This window comes from Actinopolymorpha sp. B17G11 (assembly GCF_040196095.1).
Taxonomy (GTDB): Bacteria; Actinomycetota; Actinomycetes; order Propionibacteriales; family Actinopolymorphaceae; genus Thermasporomyces.
On the sequence record NZ_JBEFTW010000043.1, the window covers coordinates 36,382 to 55,100 of the forward strand.

General features: G+C 68.6%; 16 protein-coding genes and 1 riboswitch. Of the genes, 8 read left to right on the forward strand and 8 right to left on the reverse strand.

Annotated elements, in window-relative coordinates:
- Positions 1–578: 578 nt before the first annotated feature.
- The 5 genes from ABN028_RS30600 to rsmI all read right to left on the reverse strand — a co-directional run bounded on the left by ABN028_RS30600 (position 579) and on the right by rsmI (position 5,810).
- The gene (locus ABN028_RS30600; RefSeq protein WP_349331857.1) at positions 579–1,112 is read right to left on the reverse strand and encodes a DUF488 domain-containing protein; all 534 of its coding nucleotides are present in this window, start codon (positions 1,110–1,112) and stop codon (positions 579–581) included.
- 95 nt (positions 1,113–1,207) lie between these two features.
- The gene (locus tag ABN028_RS30605; protein ID WP_349331858.1) at positions 1,208–2,215 is read right to left on the reverse strand and encodes an aldo/keto reductase; all 1,008 of its coding nucleotides are present in this window, start codon (positions 2,213–2,215) and stop codon (positions 1,208–1,210) included.
- A 119-nt stretch (positions 2,216–2,334) separates the two neighbouring features.
- Entirely contained in the window at positions 2,335–3,219 is an 885-nt protein-coding gene (locus ABN028_RS30610; protein WP_349331859.1) for a TatD family hydrolase, read from the reverse strand.
- Between the two features lie 41 nt (positions 3,220–3,260).
- Positions 3,261–4,877 (reverse strand): methionine--tRNA ligase, encoded by a 1,617-nt coding sequence (gene metG / locus ABN028_RS30615; protein WP_349331860.1) that lies wholly within the window; start codon positions 4,875–4,877, stop codon positions 3,261–3,263.
- 45 nt (positions 4,878–4,922) lie between these two features.
- Positions 4,923–5,810 (reverse strand): 16S rRNA (cytidine(1402)-2'-O)-methyltransferase, encoded by an 888-nt coding sequence (gene rsmI, locus ABN028_RS30620; protein ID WP_349699009.1) that lies wholly within the window; start codon positions 5,808–5,810, stop codon positions 4,923–4,925.
- 74 nt (positions 5,811–5,884) lie between these two features.
- Between rsmI and ABN028_RS30625 the strand changes: the two genes are divergently transcribed.
- The 4 genes from ABN028_RS30625 (at position 5,885) to ABN028_RS30640 (ending at position 9,388) form a co-directional block, all read left to right on the forward strand.
- Positions 5,885–7,531: a dolichyl-phosphate-mannose--protein mannosyltransferase gene (locus ABN028_RS30625; RefSeq protein WP_349331862.1), complete on the forward strand. Its 1,647-nt coding sequence runs from the start codon at positions 5,885–5,887 to the stop codon at positions 7,529–7,531.
- A gap of 138 nt (positions 7,532–7,669) precedes the next feature.
- Complete coding sequence (locus ABN028_RS30630) at positions 7,670–8,224, forward strand: DinB family protein (RefSeq protein WP_349331863.1); 555 nt, start codon at positions 7,670–7,672, stop codon at positions 8,222–8,224.
- Positions 8,225–8,466: 242 nt separating this feature from the next.
- Positions 8,467–8,670, forward strand: a complete 204-nt coding sequence (locus tag ABN028_RS30635) for a dodecin family protein (RefSeq protein WP_349331864.1) — start codon at positions 8,467–8,469, stop codon at positions 8,668–8,670.
- 97 nt (positions 8,671–8,767) lie between these two features.
- On the forward strand, positions 8,768–9,388 hold the full coding sequence (locus tag ABN028_RS30640) for a CBS domain-containing protein (RefSeq protein WP_349699010.1): 621 nt from the start codon (positions 8,768–8,770) through the stop codon (positions 9,386–9,388).
- 309 nt (positions 9,389–9,697) lie between these two features.
- Here ABN028_RS30640 and ABN028_RS30645 read toward each other — a convergent pair whose 3' ends face one another.
- Positions 9,698–11,134, reverse strand: a complete 1,437-nt coding sequence (locus tag ABN028_RS30645; RefSeq protein WP_349691421.1) for a GuaB1 family IMP dehydrogenase-related protein — start codon at positions 11,132–11,134, stop codon at positions 9,698–9,700.
- Positions 11,135–11,373: 239 nt separating this feature from the next.
- Between ABN028_RS30645 and ABN028_RS30650 the strand changes: the two genes are divergently transcribed.
- Positions 11,374–11,577, forward strand: a complete 204-nt coding sequence (locus ABN028_RS30650; RefSeq protein WP_349331867.1) for a tautomerase family protein — start codon at positions 11,374–11,376, stop codon at positions 11,575–11,577.
- A gap of 106 nt (positions 11,578–11,683) precedes the next feature.
- Here ABN028_RS30650 and ABN028_RS30655 read toward each other — a convergent pair whose 3' ends face one another.
- Positions 11,684–12,148 (reverse strand): hypothetical protein, encoded by a 465-nt coding sequence (locus ABN028_RS30655; RefSeq protein ID WP_349699011.1) that lies wholly within the window; start codon positions 12,146–12,148, stop codon positions 11,684–11,686.
- An 818-nt stretch (positions 12,149–12,966) separates the two neighbouring features.
- A riboswitch (cyclic di-AMP (ydaO/yuaA leader) is annotated at positions 12,967–13,128 on the forward strand.
- A 7-nt stretch (positions 13,129–13,135) separates the two neighbouring features.
- Between ABN028_RS30655 and ABN028_RS30660 the strand changes: the two genes are divergently transcribed.
- Positions 13,136–14,353 (forward strand): transglycosylase family protein, encoded by a 1,218-nt coding sequence (locus ABN028_RS30660; RefSeq protein ID WP_349699012.1) that lies wholly within the window; start codon positions 13,136–13,138, stop codon positions 14,351–14,353.
- A gap of 661 nt (positions 14,354–15,014) precedes the next feature.
- Entirely contained in the window at positions 15,015–15,566 is a 552-nt protein-coding gene (locus ABN028_RS30665; RefSeq protein ID WP_349699013.1) for an HdeD family acid-resistance protein, read from the forward strand.
- A 52-nt stretch (positions 15,567–15,618) separates the two neighbouring features.
- Here ABN028_RS30665 and ABN028_RS30670 read toward each other — a convergent pair whose 3' ends face one another.
- Complete coding sequence (locus ABN028_RS30670) at positions 15,619–16,191, reverse strand: TetR/AcrR family transcriptional regulator (protein ID WP_349331871.1); 573 nt, start codon at positions 16,189–16,191, stop codon at positions 15,619–15,621.
- A 256-nt stretch (positions 16,192–16,447) separates the two neighbouring features.
- Here ABN028_RS30670 and ABN028_RS30675 point away from each other — a divergent pair, with 256 nt between their 5' ends.
- Positions 16,448–18,541 (forward strand): beta-galactosidase, encoded by a 2,094-nt coding sequence (locus tag ABN028_RS30675; protein WP_349699014.1) that lies wholly within the window; start codon positions 16,448–16,450, stop codon positions 18,539–18,541.
- Positions 18,542–18,719 lie beyond the last annotated feature (178 nt).

Here is an 18,719-nt window from a genome sequence, read left to right on the forward strand (position 1 = left end):
CAACTGACGTGCTCTTCAGCGTCGTCGGAGCGCCTTGCGAAACCCCCCTGGTACGCCGCCCGAGGCTTCCCGACCCCGGCCAACGCTTGGCGACGATACGGGAGGATCCCGCACTCATCAACCCAGTGTGTAAATTCTCTCCCCAATACACTACGCACCGTAGCCAATACGGCCCGAAGGGGCAGGAGGCCCGCATCCGGCCATTGGTACGGACCTGGCGCGCGTGACACCTCGGGGCTTGCGCAGATGACCACGCTGACCATGCCAGCGTCCCTGGTCGGGCAGGGCACGCACCTGGCTGGGAGGGCAGCCACACCTGGCTGGAGGGACATACACCTGGCCAGCTAGGGGGTGTCTGATGGATCACGATCGATCAGTGAGCGGCGTATCCGCGCCCGGCTGGCAAGGCCGAGGAGGAAGGCGCACTGGTCTTGTGCGCCGATCGACGAGAACGCAGCCAGGCGGGATGCGGGACGCCGCGAGCCGATCGCGATCCATCAGACACCCCCTAGGAGCGTGGCCCCGGGCAAGGGGTCGACGCCTGTCCCGGGTACCGCGAGCCTCGCTGGCCAGGACAGTCAGAGGGTCTGCTGGCCGGCGTCGTAGACGGGCAGCCCGTCCGGCCCCACCCGTACGACGTCGGTGGGGCGGTGCACCTCCAAGCGACCGTCGTGGAACAGGTGACGCACTGTCACATCCCGAACGAGCACGAGATAGTCCGCGAGCATCCGCCGGTGGCAGCGCCACCACACGCTCTCCGCACACATCACGGTCGTACGCCGGCCCGTGGCGTCGACCAGCAGCGTGTCGACCGCCTCGGCGAACTCGGCCGAGCGCATGTGCGCCGCATACCCCGCGAAGGCAGGCTGCCGGAGCGCCACGTCGGGCGAGTCGGCGGGAGCCTTGCGCCAGCCACCGAGCCGGCGCTCCCACCGGTAGTCGATCCCGTGCTCGGGCAGCCACTCCTCCAGGGCAGACCGGGCGACCTGCGGGTTCCGGCGGCTACCGGGGGCCGTCCGGACGTCGACGAGAAGCCGCACGCCGGCGGCCCGCAGGAGCGCCGCCAACTCGTCGGCCGACGCGGTGCCATGGCCGACCGTCAGGACCTCCATGCCACCTCTCTACCCGACTGCCGGCCCGCCTCGTTCGCTGTGCGAGCGCGATCGACACGGACCCGGGCGACCAGGAGAACCCGATCCGACGGGCGTCAGCGCCGCCTGAAGCGGGTCAGCAGTCCGAACGGGTACGGCATGGGGCGGTCGCTGATGGTGGTGAGTTGTTCCATGTGGTCGTCGGAGAGTGGGCTGTCGGCGGTGGCCAGGTTGTCCTCGAGTTGTTCCGGTGTCCGCGCTCCGATGATCGGCGCGGTCACGCCGGGGCGCTGCATAACCCAGCGCAGTGCCACCTGGGCCGGGGTCCGGCCGGTCTTCTCGCCGATCTCGACAAGCGCGTCGATCACGTCCCACGTACGCGCGTTGGCGTAGGTCTGCCAGGCTTCGGGCCAGCCGCCCGCGTCAGGATCCGCATCCACCCGGCTGCCAGCCGGCGGGGCTTCCATGTCACGCTGGTACCGGCCGGTCAGCCAACCACCCCGCAGCGGGCTCCACGGGATGATCCCGACACCCTCGTTGCGGCTGACCGGGACCAGATCCCATTCCGCCTCGCGGTCCAGCAGGTTGTAGAGCGGCTGGAGGCAGGAGAACGGCTCCCAGCCGTGCTGGCGGGCCAGGTCGATGGCCTTCTGCAGCTGCCAGCCGGCGTAGTTGCTGGCACCGAGGAAGCGGACCTTGCCGCTGCGTACGAGACCGTCGAGCGTGGACAGCGTTTCCTCGAGCGGCGTGGCGTCGTCGAAGACGTGGGTCTGGTAGAGGTCGATGTAGTCCGTGCGAAGCCGACGCAGGCTCGCCTCGACAGCGCTGAGCAGATGCTTACGCCCACCGCCGCCATCATTGGGGCCGGGACCCATGTCGCCGTACGCCTTCGTCGCGATCACCAGGTCATCGCGCGACTGCCGTTCCAGCCAACGTCCCAGGATCTCCTCCGAGACACCGGCGCTGTAGACGTCGGCGGTGTCGATGAACGTCCCACCCGCCTCGACGAACCGGTCCAGCATCCGATGGGCGGTCTCCTCGTCGGTCCGCGCGCCGAAGGACATCGTCCCGAGGCACAACTCACTGACTTTCAACCCAGTACGGCCGAGATATCTGTAGTCCATGGGCTGGACGGTAGGAGCTGGAGTGCGCTCAAGGTCAAGAAGGACGACGACGGCACCGACCAACCCGCGGGCCGGCCGGTCCGTCCCCTGCAGGGACCACCAAGGTGGCTACCAGGTGCCTACCAGGCCCCGAAGGCCGCCTCGGTCGCGGCGTTGATGGACGTGCAGAGGGTCCGCTCGTCCACGCCGCGGATCTCCGCCATACACCGGACCGTGAGCGGGAGGAGGTAGCTCGCGTTGGTACGCCCGCGGTACGGATGGGGCGTGAGGTACGGCGCGTCGGTCTCGACGAGGAGCCGCTCCTCCGGAACGACAGCCAACGCCTCCCGCAACGACGAGGCGTTCCGGAACGTCACCGTGCCGGCGAACGACAGGAAGTAGTCCCTGCGCACGCACTCGCGCGCCATCGCGACGTCACCGGAGAAGCAGTGCATCACCACCCGGTCCGGCGAACCCTCCTCGGCGAGCACCCGCAGCACGTCGTCGTGGGCGTCCCGGTCGTGGATGACGAGCGCCTTGTCGTGCGCCTTCGCCAACCCGATGTGCGTGCGGAACGCGTCCTCCTGGACCTTCCACCCCGACTCGGGCGTACGAAAGTGGTCGAGGCCCGTCTCGCCGACCGCCCGCACCCGCGCACTCGCCCCAGCCAGCCGGTCGATCTCGGCGAGCGCGGCGTCGAGCTCACCCGCCTCCGCCAGCGCCGGGACTTCGTTAGGGTGCAGCGCCACTCCCGCAACCAGGGCCGTGAACCGGTCGGCCACCTCCACGGCCCACTGCGCGCCGGGCAGGTCGCAGCCGATCTGGACGATCCGGGGCACTCCGGCCGAGGCCGCGCGCGCGAGCGCAGCCTCGACCTCCGGTTCGTCGATGGGTGCGTCCGGCCGGCCGTCCGCCGTCCGGCGTACGACGTCGAGGTGGCAGTGCGAGTCGACGACCGGCGACACCAGAGGCGCCGGAATGGGCGGTGGATCGGACCGGCCACCGGTGCTGCCGGCGGGGCTCACAGGGACTCCGGCTGCACTCTCGTGGCCACCGGAAGGGCTGGTCACAGGGACTCCGGTTCCTCCTCGATCCGCGGGAACAACGGGCGTCCCTTGGTCACCACGGACCCCGCCGGAAGGATCCCCCACCGGCCCGCGTTGGTGAGCGGCTGGACGTCGAGTTCACCGAGGGAACCGGCCGCCCCCAGCTGCGCCCACAGGGCCGCCGCGGCCTTCGGCATCACCGGGTTGAGCAGCACGGCGATCGCCCGCAGCGACTCGGCCGCGGTGTAGAGGATCGTGCCCAGCCGGGAGTGTGCGCCGGGCGAGTCGTCCTTCGCGACCTTCCACGGCTGTTGTTCGGTGAGGTAACCGTTGACCGCCGACACGAACCCGTCGATCGCGGCGAGTGCGTCCTGGAACCGCAGGGCGCTCACCGCGTCGTCGGCGGTGCGTACCGTCTCTGCGAGCTTGTCGGCGAGCACCTGCTCGGCGGGACCGTGGTCAGAGGCGCGCGGCAGCGTGCCGCCGAAGTACTGCCCGACCATGGCCGCCACCCGGGACGCGAGGTTGCCCAACCCGTTGGCCAGCTCGGAGGTGTAGACCGCGCGCAGGTGCTCCCACGAGAAAGAGCCGTCCGCGCCGAACTGGATCGCCCGCAGCAGGTAGTAGCGGAACGCGTCCGACCCGAACGTGTCGACGATCTGGCTCGGCGCGATGCCGGTCAGCTTCGTCTTGCTCATCTTCTCGCCGCCGACCAGCAGCCAACCGTGGGCGAAGACCGTCTGCGGCAGGGGCAGGCCCGCCGCCATCAGCATCGCCGGCCAGATCACCGCGTGGAAGCGAAGAATGTCCTTGCCCACCAGGTGAACGTCGGCGGGCCACACCCGCTTGAACAGGAGCGGGTCGGTGCGGTAGCCGGCGGCGGTGACGTAGTTGAGCAGCGCGTCGATCCAGACGTACAACACGTGGTCGTCGTCCCACGGCACCGGAATGCCCCAGTCGAACGTCGACCGGGTGATCGACAGGTCCTGCAGGCCCTGCTTGACGAACGCCACGACCTCGTTGCGCGCGCTCGACGGCTGCACGAACTCCGGGTGCTCGTTGTAGTAGGCCAACAGCTTGTCGGTGTAGGCCGAGAGCCGGAAGAAGTAGTTGGTCTCCGAGAGCATCTCGACCGGACGGCCGTGCACCGGGCAGAGCTTCTCGCCGCCCACACCGTCGACCAGCTCCGCGGGGATCTTGAACTCCTCGCAGCTCACGCAGTAGGGGCCCTCGTAGGTGCCCGGGTAGACCTGGCCGGCGTCGTACAGATGCTGCCAAAACTCCCGAACCCGTTCGGTGTGCCGGGTTTCGGTCGTACGGATGAAGTCGTCGTTGCTCGCGTCGATGGTCTCGAGCACCGGCTTCCAGGCCGTCTCGACCAGGCGGTCCGCCCACGTGCGGGGGCCGACGCCGTGCGCCTCCGCGCTCCGCATGACCTTCTGGCCGTGTTCGTCCGTGCCGGTCAGGAACCACACGGCCTCGCCGCGCTGGCGGTGCCAGCGGGCCAGGACATCGGCGGCAATGGTCGTGTAGGCATGCCCGATGTGGGGTGCGTCGTTGACGTAGTAGATGGGCGTCGTGACGTAGAACGCCTTGTTGCCCCCGGTGTCCGGGCGGTGCTGTGCGGCATCGTCCATGTCCGTGATCCTAGTAAGGCCGGCCAGACGATCAGCCGATGACCTTCACCGCGTGGGTGGCGAGGCGACGGCGGCGGCGTAGACGGTCCGGCGTGGTGTGCCGGTGACCTGCGCGACCTCGGTGATCGCGTCCTTACGGGAGGCGCCGGCGTCGACCAGGGAGTCGACCTGGCGCCGGAGTTCGGCCACGTCGACGGCGGCTCGTACGGTTTCCGGAGCTCCCTCCACCACGACCGTGATCTCGCCGCGTACGCCCTTGTCCTCGACCCACTCCGCCAGCGCGGCCAGCGGTTCCCGGCGTACCTCCTCGTGGATCTTGGTGAGCTCACGGCACACCGCGGCCCGGCGGTCGGGGCCGAAGGCGGTCGCCATCGCCTCGAGGGTGACGGCCAGCCGGTGGGGCGCCTCGAAGAAGACCATGGTCCGGCGTTCGGTGGCGAGGTCGGCCAGCCGCCTCCCACGCTCGGATGCCTTCCGCGGCAGGAACCCCTCGAAGCAGAACCGGTCGACCGGCAGTCCGGAGACGGCGAGGGCGGCCAGCACCGCGGACGGGCCGGGGACGACGGTGACGTGCACGCCGGCATCGACCGCGGCGGCGACCAGCCGGAACCCTGGGTCGGAAACCGACGGCATGCCCGCGTCGGTCACCAGCACGACCCGCTGGCCGGCGGCGAGCGCGTCCAGGAGTTCGGTCGTACGCCTGGCTTCGTTGCCTTCGAAGTACGACACGATCCGCCCGGCCACCTCGACACCGAGCCCGGTCAGCAACCGGCTCAGGCGGCGGGTGTCCTCCGCGGCCACCACATCGGCGCCTGCGAGCTCGGTCCCGAGCCGGGGTGGCGCGTCGGCGAGAGACCCGATCGGCGTGGCGGCCAGGACGAGCACCCCGCCGTGGCGATCATCGCGGGCGGGGGGCTGCGTACGCGGTGTCACCGATCCATCCTCGCACCCAGGTTCTGCCTGGTGTTGCCGGCGACAGGCCGGACGCTATCCGTACGATGACCGGGATGACGACGACGTCCGACCGTGCCGGCGGCCCAGAGCCGGCATCCGGCCAGGCCAGCTTCGCGCAGTCGACCGCCGTGGTGGTCGGTCGCGACAGTGAGGGCCGGCCCCTCCCGTCCCTGCGCGAGCGCCTCTGCCCGCCGATGCCCGACGACGGTATCTGGGGGTGGGTCGGCCCGCTGCTGATCACGGTGTTCGCGGCGGTCCTGCGGCTGATCGACCTCGGCCGGCCGGCGAAGTTCGTCTTCGACGAGACCTACTACCCCAAGGACGCGTTCAGCCTGCTGCGCTACGGCGTGGAGCACCAGTTCGTCGACAAGGCGAACGAACGCATCCTCGCCGGCGACCTCGACGTCCTCGACGGTCCGGCGTTCGTCGTCCATCCACCGGCGGGCAAGTGGCTGATCGCCCTGGGCGAGTGGGCGGTCGGGATGGACCCGTTCGGCTGGCGGGTCGCGATCGCGCTGTTCGCCACCCTGTCGATTTTGGTGATGGCCCGCGTCGTACGCCGACTCACCCGCTCGACACTGCTCGGCTGCCTGGCCGGCTTCCTGTTCGCCCTCGACGGCCTGCACCTGGTCGAGAGCCGGATCGCTCTGCTGGACATGCCGGCGATGGTGTGGCTGCTGCTGGCGTTCGGTGCCCTGCTGATCGACCGCGACTGGGCCCGGCGCCGGTTCGTCGACGCCGTGGAACCCATCGGCCGCGTCGCCACCGGTGCCTGGGGCCCTGACCTCTGGTGGCGACCGTGGCGGCTCGTCGCCGGCGTGTGCTTCGGCGTCGCGGCCGCGACGAAGTGGAACGCAGCGTTCGCGCTGGCGGCGTTCGGCCTGCTCACCTGGGCGTGGGACATCGGCGCCCGGCGGGCGATCGGAGTCAGCATCGGCCTCGCCCACGCGGGGCGGATCGCACGCGACGCGGTACTGGCGTTCACCACGGTCGTCGGCACGGCCATCGCCGTGTACCTCCTCTCATGGGCCGGCTGGTTCGCCTCGCCCGACGGCTACGACCGGACGTGGGCGCAGGACCGGCCGGCGAGCGGCCTGGCGGTGCTGGTGCCCGACGCGCTGCGGTCGTTGTGGCACTACCACGCCGAGATCATGTACTTCCACACCCACCTCACCGAGAAGCACCAGTACGCCTCTGATCCGTTCGGCTGGCTGGTCATCGCCCGGCCGGTGTCCTTCGACTGGGTAGACAAGATCGGACCCGACCAGGGGTGCCCCACCAGCCGCTGCGTCCAGGAGATCCTCGGCATCGGCACTCCCGTGCTGTGGTGGGGAGCCGTCCTCGCACTGGCCGCCTGCGGCATGTGGTGGGTCGCGGCCCGCGACTGGCGCTTCGGCGTCCCGCTGGTGGGAGTCGCGGCGACCTGGCTGCCGTGGTTCGCCTACACCGACCGGCCGATCTTCTACTTCTACGCGATCGTGATCCTGCCCTGGCTCGTCATCGGGGTGGTGCTCGTCCTGGGCAAGATCCTCGGGCCCGCCGACGCTTCGCCGACCCGCCGGATGTGGGGCGCGGCCGCCGTCGGTGGATTCACCCTTCTCGTACTGCTGAACTTCGCCTATCTCTACCCGATCCTCACCGATCAGGTCATTCCGTACGACGAATGGCTGAACCGGATGTGGTTCCGCTCCTGGGTTTAGCCGGATGCCCGTCGCCGCCGCGTTTGGTGGCGCCCGATAATTCGATGGGTACGGCCGCGAATTGATGACATGATCCTCCCGCCCGTGCTGGCCAAGAAAATGGGCCGCACATCAGGTTGCGACGAGGGAGGCGGGCACATGTCGGGTGGCAGTCGGATCACCTTGTTGCGTTGGCAGCTCGACGTCGCGTGGTCGTTGCTCGAGTTACATCTGGGCGATCTCAACGACGAGGAATGCCTGTGGGAACCCACCGTCCACTGTTGGACCGTACGTCGTCAGGGTGGTGGTCGATGGTGCGCGGACTGGGAGGTTCCCGCACCACAACCGGCACCGGCGCCCTCGATCGCCTGGCTGCTGTGGCACATCGGTTTCTGGTGGACACAAACCTATGACAGCTGTTTCGGTACGCACGGCCGCCTCTTGCGTACCGACTTCGAATGGCCCGGAAGCGCCGACGCGGCAGTGCACTGGATCCTGGACTGCAAGGAACGCTGGAGCGCGGCGGTGGACGCACTCGACGAAGCGGAGCTGGACTCCCACGCGCGCAGTGGCTGGTTCCTCCGCGGCACAAAGCCGTTCGGCCATGTCGTGGCCTGGGTCAACACCGAGCTGATGAAGAACGCGGCGGAGCTTGGGCTCCTGCGCAAGCTGCACGCGGCCGCGTCGTACGAAGAAGAGTCCGCCGCCTGCTGACGCGTCCTTGGCAGGTCGTGCAACGGGACCTTCGACCCTGGGGTGCGGAGAATGCGGCGACGAAAGTGAGAGATGACCACTTTCGCATCCGCGAGAAAAATGGTCACACCTGGGAAAGACTCGGCACACACGGGGGAATACCTCGTACATCAGAAAGCGACTGGAGCCAGAACGCATTCTGATACCCAGAAACGGTCGTCATCGCCGGAGCGGTCGTCGAGTGGGAAACGGGAGGCTCACTCATGGGTGACGTCGCGCGGATCACCGAGATCTCGGCCCGGTCCGCACAGAGCTTCGACGACGCGATTCGGGTAGGGATCTCGCGGGCGACGCTGACCCTCCGCAACGTCACCGGCGCCTGGGTAAAGGAACAACAGGTGAAGGTCCAAGACGGGCAGATCACCGAATACCAGGTCAATCTGCTCGTCACGTTCGTCCTGGACTGACAGCCGTCCGCAGGCCGGACCAGTTCCGCACCCGCGCGGGCGACCGTCATCGTGGGGCAGGATGCCTCGCGACGATTCGTGCGGAAGAAGGCCTGACATGCACGCGTCTGTCGGTGATCGCATCGTGGTTCGGACCGAGAGCCTCGGCCTGCCGCCACGGGAGGGAACTGTCCAGGAGGTCCTCGGCGGACCGGACGCCGAGCACTACCGCGTGGCCTGGGACGACGGTCACGAGTCCGTGCTGTCTCCGGGTCCGGACACCCGCGTGCTACCCGCCAGGGGTGGAGTCCCACGGCAGCAGGCGGCACCGGCGGCGAGGACCCGGCCCGCCGGCCCGCATGACCCGGTCGAACGCATCATGAGCAGCCCGGTCGCCACGATCGACGGCCACGACTCGCTGCGGGTCGCCGCCGAGACCCTGACCGCCGCCCACATCGGGGCGCTGATCGTGACGAGCGACGAGGACGACAGACCGCTCGGCCTCATTTCCGAACGCGACGTCGTACGCGCACTCGCCGCGGGTGGCGACCCCGACGAGGTCTGGGCGGCGGACGTGGTGGGCCTCGACACGGTGTGGGCGAATCCCACCGACTCCACGTTCGATGTGGCGAGGCTGATGCGCGACGCCGAGGTCCGGCACATGCCGATCCGATCCGGCGAGAACTGCGTCGGGATGGTCTCGATCCGCGACGTCCTCAGGATCCTGATCGGCTCGTAACCGTCGACCGCCAAAGCAATTCTCGGGGTGCATGCGCAAAGAAAGAGGGGAGCCCTTCGGCGCCCGCGGTTCGAGTCACCTTGCGCCCCCCGTTCCCCGAACCGCTTCCACCAAAGGGCTTCCCTGTCCGAATACCTCACCATCACCACGGGGTGTGCCGGACGGGCCGTTGGTCCCGAGGCGGTCGGGACATTGGCCATCGCGGGAGAACGCGTCGCCGCTCGCCTCGTCTCCACTCGGGCGTACACGGGGCGCGTCGCCGCTCGGCGCAGGCGCGGCGACGTCGCCAGTCGACGTCGCCAGTCGCTGTCACCAGCTGGAGTCGAGCGGCATCCCCTCGGTGTAGCCGGCCGCACTCTGGACACCAACAACCGCGCGTTCGTGGAACTCCTCGAGATTCGTCGCCCCGACGTAGGTGCATGAGCTGCGGACCCCGGCCACGATGGCGTCGAGGAGGTCCTCCACGCTCGGATGCTCCGGGTCGAGATACATCCGCGCACTGGAGATGCCCTCGCCGAACAACCCCTTGCGGGCGCGTTCGAACGGCGTGTCCTCGGCGGTACGGAACCGCACCGCGCGGGCCGACGCCATCCCGAAGCTCTCCTTGTAGAGCCGGCCCTCGTGGTCGCGTTGCGCGTCGCCCGGCGACTCGTACGTACCGGCGAACCACGAACCGATCATCACGTTGGCCGCCCCTGCGGCGAGTGCGAGCGCCACGTCGCGTGGATGGCGTACGCCGCCGTCGGCCCACACATGCTTGCCGAGCGCACGTGCCCGCGTGGCGCATTCGTACACCGCGGAGAACTGCGGCCGGCCCACCGCCGTCTTCATCCGGGTGGTGCACATGGCGCCGGGGCCGACGCCGACCTTCACGATGTCGGCGCCCGCGGCCACCAGGTCGCTGACACCTTCGGCGGTGGCGACGTTGCCCGCCACGATCGGCACGGACGGCTGGAGGGCGCGAAGGAGCCGGAGGACGTCGAGAGTGCGTTCCTGATGTCCGTGCGCGGTGTCGACGACCAGGACGTCCACACCGGCGTCGAGGAGCGCCTTGGCCTTGGTCTCGACGTCGCCGTTGATGCCGAGCGCGGCACCGATCCGGAGCTTGCCGGCCGCATCCGTGGCGGGTTCGTACAGGCTCGCGCGAAGTGCCCGGAGGCGGGTGAGGATGCCGACGATCCGTCCGTCCGCGTCGACGACCGGCGCGAGCCGGTGCCGGCCATCGTGCAGCTGGTTGAACGCGTCCTCGGCGTCGATGCCGGCCGGCAGGGTGAGCAGTTCGGTCGACATGATGCCGCCGAGCTGGGTGAACCGGTCGACTCCTTCGCAGTCGGCCTCGGTCACGACACCGATCGCCCGGCCGTCCTCGACGACGATGACCGCGCCGTGTCCGCGCTTGGGGAGCAGGTTGATCGCCTCGCCCACCGTTCCTGTGCGGACCATCGTGATGGGCGTGTCGTAGACGGTGTGCCGTCGCTTGGTCCAGGACACGACGTCGGCGACCACGTCGACCGGGATGTCCTGGGGGATGATGGCCAACCCGCCGCAGCGGGCCACGGTCTCGGCCATCCGGCGGCCGGAAACGGCGGTCATGTTCGCGGCGATGATGGGGAGGGTCGTGCCGCTGCCGTCGGCGGTCGCCAGGTCGACGTCGAGCCGGGACGCGACCGCCGAGCGGTTGGGTACGAGGAACACATCCGAGTACGTGAGATCCTGCTCAGGAACCCGGTCATGGAGGAAGCGCATGTCCACCCCCTTGCGTCGTCGGCGGCTGGGGTGGCCCCCAGGTAATCGAGTGTGACCGTCGCCCTCAGCATGGTCCTCGACCACTTGCAGGCTACGACTGCTCCGCAACCCGCCGCGTGGGTGTCCCGTCCACCATGCTGCCAGTCCTACGCCGGTCCCGCGACCAGGAATGTCCCGGCTGCCCGGTTGGTTGGGTCATCGGCGAGAACCCGACCGAAAGTCCGATTCGAGGAGGCCCCATGCCGTACGTCAATGTCCGGATCACCCGCGACGGCGCCACCGCCGAGCAGAAGGCCGAGTTGATCAAGGGCGTGACCGACCTGCTCGTGCGGGTCCTCGACAAGGATCCGGCGCGGACCTTCGTCGTGATCGACGAGGTGGACACGGACAACTGGGGCGTCGGAGGGATCTCCGTCAGCGAGTTCCGCCGGAACAGCACTTGACGGTACGCACGACGCGATCCATCACCCGGTTCGACCACGGCATGGGTGCCACTGCGGCAGGTGCCGACAGGTGGCGCTGCGATCAGGACCCCGGCGACGCCGGACGTCAGGCGCCCTTCGCCGTGTCGACGGCTTCGGCCACTTCGGCGTCTTCCGCGTCTTCGGCGTCTTCCGCGTCTTCGGCGTCTTCGGCGTCTTCGGCCGTGAGCTGGAACACCCGGGACTTGGAGATCCCCAGGATGCGAGCGGCGTCGCGTCCCGGCATCCCGACGCCACGCAGGAGCCTGGCGGCCCGACGCAGCGACAGCATGCGCTCGTGATGCGCTTCCTGCTCCTCGCGGGCATGCGTGTCCGCGGCGTCCAGGGCGTCGGCCACCTCATCCGGGAGCAACCAGTCGACCCGCATGTCGACCGCTGAAGCATCCCCCCCGGATGCTTCAGCGATCAGGCGGGCGGCGACGGAGGTCACCTCGTCCCATGACTTCGCGGCCGCCGCTCCCACACCGTCGACACGGATCACCCAGGCGCTGGCGTCCGGCATGTACTCGGCCGACACGTCGAACGTGGCCACGGCCAACCCCCCTTTTGCTCTCCCGTGCAGGGGCCCGCCCCCCGTAAGCGGGCCCCGCTGGCGACGCACGCTGGTCCCGCACCGTTCCCGCCGGCAGATCCCCCTGGATGTGAACCGGTTGCACGACCAACTGGACGAGAGGAAATTATCTTCCTCGCCGACTGGCGTCCAGCGGCCTGGACGTCAGGCGAGCAATCCCATTGCCCTCTCGTTGACCAGAGATTTGGCCGAAACCGCAAATCCTTCGAGCGCCGCGACCGGAAGGACTTCCAGAGGGGTCTTCAAACGGGTGACATGTCCGGTAAGAGAGAAAATCTTCCGAAGAACACGAAATGGCAACGATTGGCGATGCGGGTGCCACCTTGAAGAGACCCCGGCGGGCTGCGGTCGCCAGGACGAGCGGCAAGTTGGCGAGCGCGCCCACTCCCACCTCGGGGCCAAATGTGATCTGCATCACATGGCAGGTTCCACCGCTATCGATCATAGTAGGCGGCGGAATCCGCGAAGTCAGCCGTCGGTAGGGAGCCACAAATCGGGCTATTTCTTGCTATGAGGTATTCGTTCAATCCCCAACGGGCCTGAGGTCAAGAAGGTCTTTCTCGCAGAACGTACGCGGCAATGCGCCTAACGTGCGTCGCCATCATCGCCACGGGATGCCGGACACGCGCGGGCCGGAATTCTGGCGTACTACGACGCGCGATCGTAGCTGATGGTGACGAGGTCACTGGATAGGAACAAAGATCCTCTGTTAGGACTATCTCACCATCGATCGTGCCTATCCGGGCGCGTGACGACCCGCTTCGCCGAGCTCCGCCCAGTGGTGTCGTGTCCCCATCTCGGTTGGGCGGAGACGGAGGACCCAACGTGAGTGGAACCCCATCGCTGGTGGGGTTCTGGGGTTAAGCCGCCGTCACAGGCAGGCCGGGCATTCCTCTCGCCCGAACCCGACAGCTAACTCCGCGGGCGACGAGAGGGAACGGATCCTGCATGCCCTATAAGGCAAAACACCGCGGCACCACCCGGCGCCGAAAAGTGGCGAAGAAAGTCACCAGGACAGCCGCACTCACCGGCGTCGCCGCGGCGGTACCCATGGTCGGTTTCGCGGCACCTGCGCACGCCGCCACGGCCGACACCTGGAATCGCCTCGCGCAGTGCGAGAGTAGCGGCGACTGGAGCATCAACACCGGCAACGGCTATTACGGCGGCCTGCAGTTCGCCGGTCCCACCTGGCGTGAGTTCGGCGGCACGAAATATGCGTCCCGCGCAGACCTCGCGACCAGGGCCGAACAGATTGCCATCGCCGAGAAGGTTCTCGACGTCCAGGGCTGGAACGCCTGGCCCGCCTGCTCCCGCAAGCTCGGCCTCGACGAGGGCGACAAGGCAGGGAGCGCGGGGAGTCCCTCCAGCACCAAGACCACCAAACAGCAGCGAGCCCGGGACGGCGCGAGCGCGCGCGCCGCCAGGTCCGCCCGCGCCGCTCGGTCGGCGCCGAAGTCGGCACCGGCGCGCAAGCCGGCAGCGGGCACCTATGTGGTCCGGCCGGGCGACACCCTCTCCGGCATCGCCCGGGCGAACCGGGTGCCGGGCGGCTGGAGTGCGCTGTGGAAGATCAACCGTGGTGTGATCGGATCGAACCCGGACCTGATCCTCCCCGACGCCCGGCTGCGTCTCGTGGGCAAGGCCAGCCCGGCGAACGGTCGCGCTCCCAGCAAGAAGAGCTCGGCGCGCGACGCGGGCGCCCAACGGTCGTCGCGGTCCTCTGACCGGTCGTCGGACCAGCAGGCCGCGAAGCCAGCAGCCAAGGGTTGGGTCCTGCCACTCACGTCGTACCGCCTGACCGCGCGGTTCGGGCAGAGCGGGAGCAACTGGTCGTCATCGCACCACGGGCTCGACTTCGGCGCCAGCAGTGGTTCGCCGATCCGCGCCGTCGGAGCAGGTCGGATCGTCAGCGCGGGATGGGACGGCGCCTACGGCAACCGGATCAAGGTCCGGCACGCCGACGGCACCGTCACCCTTTACGCGCACATGTCCCGCCTGGCACGGACCTCGGGCGAGGTCGGCGCCGGGACCGTGATCGGTTACGTCGGCGCCACCGGCAACGCGACTGGCCCGCACCTGCACCTCGAGGTCCGGCCCAACGGGGGCGGTCTGAACACCGCGATCGACCCGTACGCCTGGCTCGAGAGCAAGGGCCTGCGCCCCTGAGTCGAGGAGTTCCTCCCCCGTGGCAATTCGCCTCACGGGGGAGGAATTCCGCATGAGGCCTTATGTCGGTGTCGCTCGGGTCATCAGACCACGAATTTCTGCCAGACGGCACTCGAAACTTGCCGAACTGCTGCGTAACGTGGCGCTTGGAATGACGGAGGCGCAGGTTTCCGGCGAAGACTTCACGTGAGATTCTCCGTTGACGTCGGCGCCCGCCCGTTCGTCGTCACCGACAACACCAGAAGTCCAACGCAGCAAGGACAATTGCGTCGCAGACGCTCGACTTCCACAAGGGCGTGGCGACCCGAGAGATCCCCTTTGTGGATGGTGCTGGCGGGAGATCTCGCTGACCACCGGACAGGAAACTCAGCCAGACCCCTCACCGCCGATTTCGACTCCGCACAAAGGGGGCGAAGGGGCGAGAGCAATGACAACGGATCCGCATGATCCCAGAAGGGATCAAGCACCTGGGACACGGGAGACCGAAACTGCCCAGGCTCCGGGAGTACCAGCCCAGGCAAAGCCTTCGGAGGAGACGTCGGAGCGTTCGTATGGCCGGACGACCGAACGGCCGGCCGAGCGCACCGAGCGGAGGACCGAACGGCCGGCGGGCGAGCGCGGAGAAGGGAAGGCCGGCGCTCTCGCGAAGATGCGCTCGTGGATGCCGCTCTTCGCACTCGGGTGCGTCAGTCTGATCGTGGGCATCATCGCGCTGGCATGGCCGGGCATCTCCCTCACCGCCGCGGCTGTCCTCTTCGCGATCCAGGTCCTGGTGTACGGCGTCTTCTGCTTCGCACGGGCGGCAGCCGGGGAATCGGACCGTGCCGGACCGGTCGTGATGGGATTCCTCGGGACCTTCGCGCTCATCGTCGGCGTTCTCGCGTTGCGCGATGGCGGGGCTTCGGTCGCCACCCTGGCCACGTTGTTCGGGGTGTTCTGGTTCGCCGCTGGAGCACTCGCCGTGCTGGCGACGCTCTTCGGTCCGGACCGTGGGCCTCGGTCCATGGGCCTTCCGACGCTCGCAGGGTGCCTGGCCGTCGTCGTGGGCATCATCACCCTTGCGATCGGCGGAACCTCGCTGGGCGTTCTCACGGCGATTCTGGGGATCTGGCTGCTGGTGTTCGGGGCGCTCACACTCGCCATGGCCGTCATGGCGAGATCGGCCGGGCGCGGCGCGAAAGGACGGCGGCGCGAGGCTGCTGCCGCGCACTGACCAGCGTCAGGCCTGCGGCTGGGGCGCGCCCAAGGATGGCTTGGGCGCGCCCTTAGGCTCGGTCCGCGCCGAGCATCTGGTGGGCAAGACGTTCGAGACCAGTACGGATCCGCCTCGCCGAAATCCGGCGTTCATGACGTTGGTAGGAGTAGACGTCGGGAGCGAGCGGGGCAAGCAGACTGTCGACGAGCGGGGCGGGATCGGGTACCTGCGCGTCCTTGAGCAGGGTCCGCACATGAACCCGCCAGAAGCCGTAGGCACCTGTCGCGAACCGCGCCTCCCCGACCTCTGCACCGAGCGCGAGATGGATGTGGCTCTCGAGCAGCTCGACCATCGCGGCATAGAAGGCGGCGAGCCGCTCGGCCGGCGGCGCCCCCGGGCCGAGTGGTGGATCACCGCGGAGCAGCTGCTCCTGCAGACTGCGTTCGTGTTCGTCGAGGAGGGCGCGTGCGATCGAGGCGATGTCGGGATAGCGGCGGTAGAGGGTGCCGCGACCCACACCTGCCGCGGACGCGACATCTCCCATGGTGACGTTGCGGGCTCCCCTAGCGGCGAAGAGTTCGGCTGCCGCGTCGAGTACCCGCTGGCGGTTGCGCGCGGCGTCGGCACGCTCGGGCCGAGACATGGCGAGCAGCCTATCCAACCGGTCACCGTGTCCAGGTTCGCTCGGCCTGTTCCGCCCAACGCCTTGCGGCGCTGGAAGGCCGCTCGTTATCTTCTCGTACAGCAGAGTAGTAATTCCGAATAGCGAAACTTTCGAGTTGGTTGAGACGTTCGGTCCGTCGTCCGTCCAGCGCTCCTCGGCCCGGACGACCCGACGTCACGATGGAGGGGCGGTCGTAGTGCCAGCCGGCAACCTGCCTGCATTTCCTTATGGTGCGGTGTATTTCCGCAAGTCGAACCCACCTCGCGAGGACTGGACACGGGACTACCAGACAGCGGCCGAGGACGGCCACAACGCCTTCCGGCACTGGTTCCTGTGGTCGGCCGTCGAGATCGCGCCCGGAGAGTTCGACTGGGCCGACTACGACCGCCAACTCGACCTCGCGGCCGACAACGGCATCAGGACCATCGTCGCGGAGATGATGACGTCGGCACCGGAGTGGGCGTTCCGTTCGCTGGCGCACGCGCGATTCGAACGCCGCGACGGCACACCGGTGCGTTCGACCATCAGCCCGAGCTGTGCGATCGGCGGCTTCCCCGGCCTCTGCCTCGACAACGAGGACGCGCGGGACCATGCCGGAGCCTTCCTGACCGCGCTGGTGACCCGGTACCGCGGCCACCCCGGCCTCGGCGGCTACGACATCTGGAACGAATGCGGTTACGGCGAGGACGTCTGCTACTGCCCGGCCACAGCCGAGAAGTTCCGCTCTTGGCTGCGCGAACGCTACGGGGATCTGCGTAGCCTCGGCGAAGCCTGGGGCCGGCACAGCTACGCCACCTGGGACGACATCGACCCACCGCGCACCATCGAGCCCTACGCCGACGTGCTCGACTGGCTCACCTTCCGCCAGGACAACGCCTACCGCCTGATGCGCTGGCGGGCGGAACTGGTTCGCTCGATCGATGGTGACTGCGCGCTCACCGCGCACGGAGTCGCGGGGAGCTTGACCCATGCCGCGCCGCGCGGCACCGACGACTGGCGTGCGGCGGCCGAGGTCGAGTCGTACGGCCTCACCTGGGGGTCGAGCCGACACGGTGACGAACCGTGGAAGCAGCTGCACGCGATGGATCTTGTCCGGTCGGCGTGCCGCGGCAAACCGTTCTGGCACGCCGAAGCCTATGCGGGACCGCTGTGGATGCAGCGCCAGGTGATCGGAAAGCCACGCGACGAAGGCCGGATCGCCTCGGTCGAGGACATCCGCTACTGGAATCTCGCGAGCTTCGCCGGCGGGGCGTCGGGGCTCTTCTATCTGCGGTGGCGGCCGTTGCTGGACGGGCCACTGTTCGGTGCGTTCGGTGCGTACGGCATGGACGGCTCACGCACAGACCGGTCGGCGATGGTGTCCTCCCTCGCTGAGTGGGCGACTGCGCCTGCGCAGCGACAGCTGTGGGAGTCCGGGCCGGCGCCGGCCGATGTCGGGATTCTCTACGTGCCGGAGACGCAGCTCTTCACCTATGCCCAGCAGGGAAGTACGGATCACTATGCGCGGGCGATGCAGGGCGCCTATCAGGGATTCTTCGCGAACAACATCCACGCGACCTTCGTACACATCGACGATCTCGAGGCCGGGGACGGCGCTGCCGCACCGGGCACTGTCAACCCGACCTTGCTCTACCTTCCGTTCCCCGTGATGTTGACGAAAGCGACCGCGGACAAGCTGCGCGCCTGGGTCGAGGCCGGCGGGACCCTTGTCGCCGAGGGGTGTCCGGCGTACTTCTCCGACCACGGCAAAGTCGGTACGGCTCAACCGCACCAGGGGCTCGACGCGCTGTTCGGAGCGCGCGAGTCCTATGTCGAGTTCACGCCCGACCTGCTCGACGACCTCTCGCTCCGCGTGGACGGCTCGACGGTGCACGGCGGTGTCTTCCTGCAGGCGTACGAACCGACGACGGGCACGCCGGTCGGGTGGTACGCCGATGGGAAGGTCGCGGCCGTCGACCACGCTGTCGGCGAAGGGCGGACGCGGCTGGTGGGAACGTTCCCGAGCGTGGGTTACCACCGCCATCATGCGCAGGGAACGCGAAGCTATTTCGCTCGGCTGCTGGACTGGGCGGGGCAGCGGCAGCGGGTCAGGGTCAGTGATTCGCGGGTGACCGCACGGGTCCACGACGGTGCCGGCGGTAGGTATCTCTGGTTGCTCAACCCGACCCGGGAACCGGTGCGGGTCACCGCCACTCTCGCCGCCACCGCGAAGGCCGTCGGCGAACTGGAGGTCCTGTGGGGTGGCGGCGAGAGCGCCGTCCTGGTTGACCAACATTCGATCGACGTCCAGTTGCCCGCCCGCGATGCCGTGGTGGTGGAACTCGGCTGAACCCGAGAAGCACCAGTCGCGCGTCCGGACGTTCGAGTGGTTCTGCGTGTCCTAGATCGTTGATCGGAAATTTTGACCAGGTCGGGACATGTGTGCGACACGCTGGGTCTGACCTGGGGTGATAGGGCGAAGGGTGTCCAGGATCGGCGTGTCTACACACGCCGACTTGGAGGTCTTC

Coding starts and splice junctions, on each gene's coding strand:
- ABN028_RS30600 (WP_349331857.1), bottom strand. CDS start 1,112: ATGGAGGTCCTGACGGTCGGCCATGGCACCGCGTCGGCCGACGAGTTG.
- ABN028_RS30605 (WP_349331858.1), bottom strand. CDS start 2,215: ATGGACTACAGATATCTCGGCCGTACTGGGTTGAAAGTCAGTGAGTTG.
- metG (WP_349331860.1), bottom strand. CDS start 4,877: ATGGACGATGCCGCACAGCACCGCCCGGACACCGGGGGCAACAAGGCG.
- ABN028_RS30625 (WP_349331862.1), top strand. CDS start 5,885: ATGACGACGACGTCCGACCGTGCCGGCGGCCCAGAGCCGGCATCCGGC.
- ABN028_RS30630 (WP_349331863.1), top strand. CDS start 7,670: ATGTCGGGTGGCAGTCGGATCACCTTGTTGCGTTGGCAGCTCGACGTC.
- ABN028_RS30635 (WP_349331864.1), top strand. CDS start 8,467: ATGGGTGACGTCGCGCGGATCACCGAGATCTCGGCCCGGTCCGCACAG.
- ABN028_RS30640 (WP_349699010.1), top strand. CDS start 8,768: ATGCACGCGTCTGTCGGTGATCGCATCGTGGTTCGGACCGAGAGCCTC.
- ABN028_RS30645 (WP_349691421.1), bottom strand. CDS start 11,134: ATGCGCTTCCTCCATGACCGGGTTCCTGAGCAGGATCTCACGTACTCG.
- ABN028_RS30650 (WP_349331867.1), top strand. CDS start 11,374: ATGCCGTACGTCAATGTCCGGATCACCCGCGACGGCGCCACCGCCGAG.
- ABN028_RS30660 (WP_349699012.1), top strand. CDS start 13,136: ATGCCCTATAAGGCAAAACACCGCGGCACCACCCGGCGCCGAAAAGTG.
- ABN028_RS30665 (WP_349699013.1), top strand. CDS start 15,015: ATGCCGCTCTTCGCACTCGGGTGCGTCAGTCTGATCGTGGGCATCATC.
- ABN028_RS30670 (WP_349331871.1), bottom strand. CDS start 16,191: ATGTCTCGGCCCGAGCGTGCCGACGCCGCGCGCAACCGCCAGCGGGTA.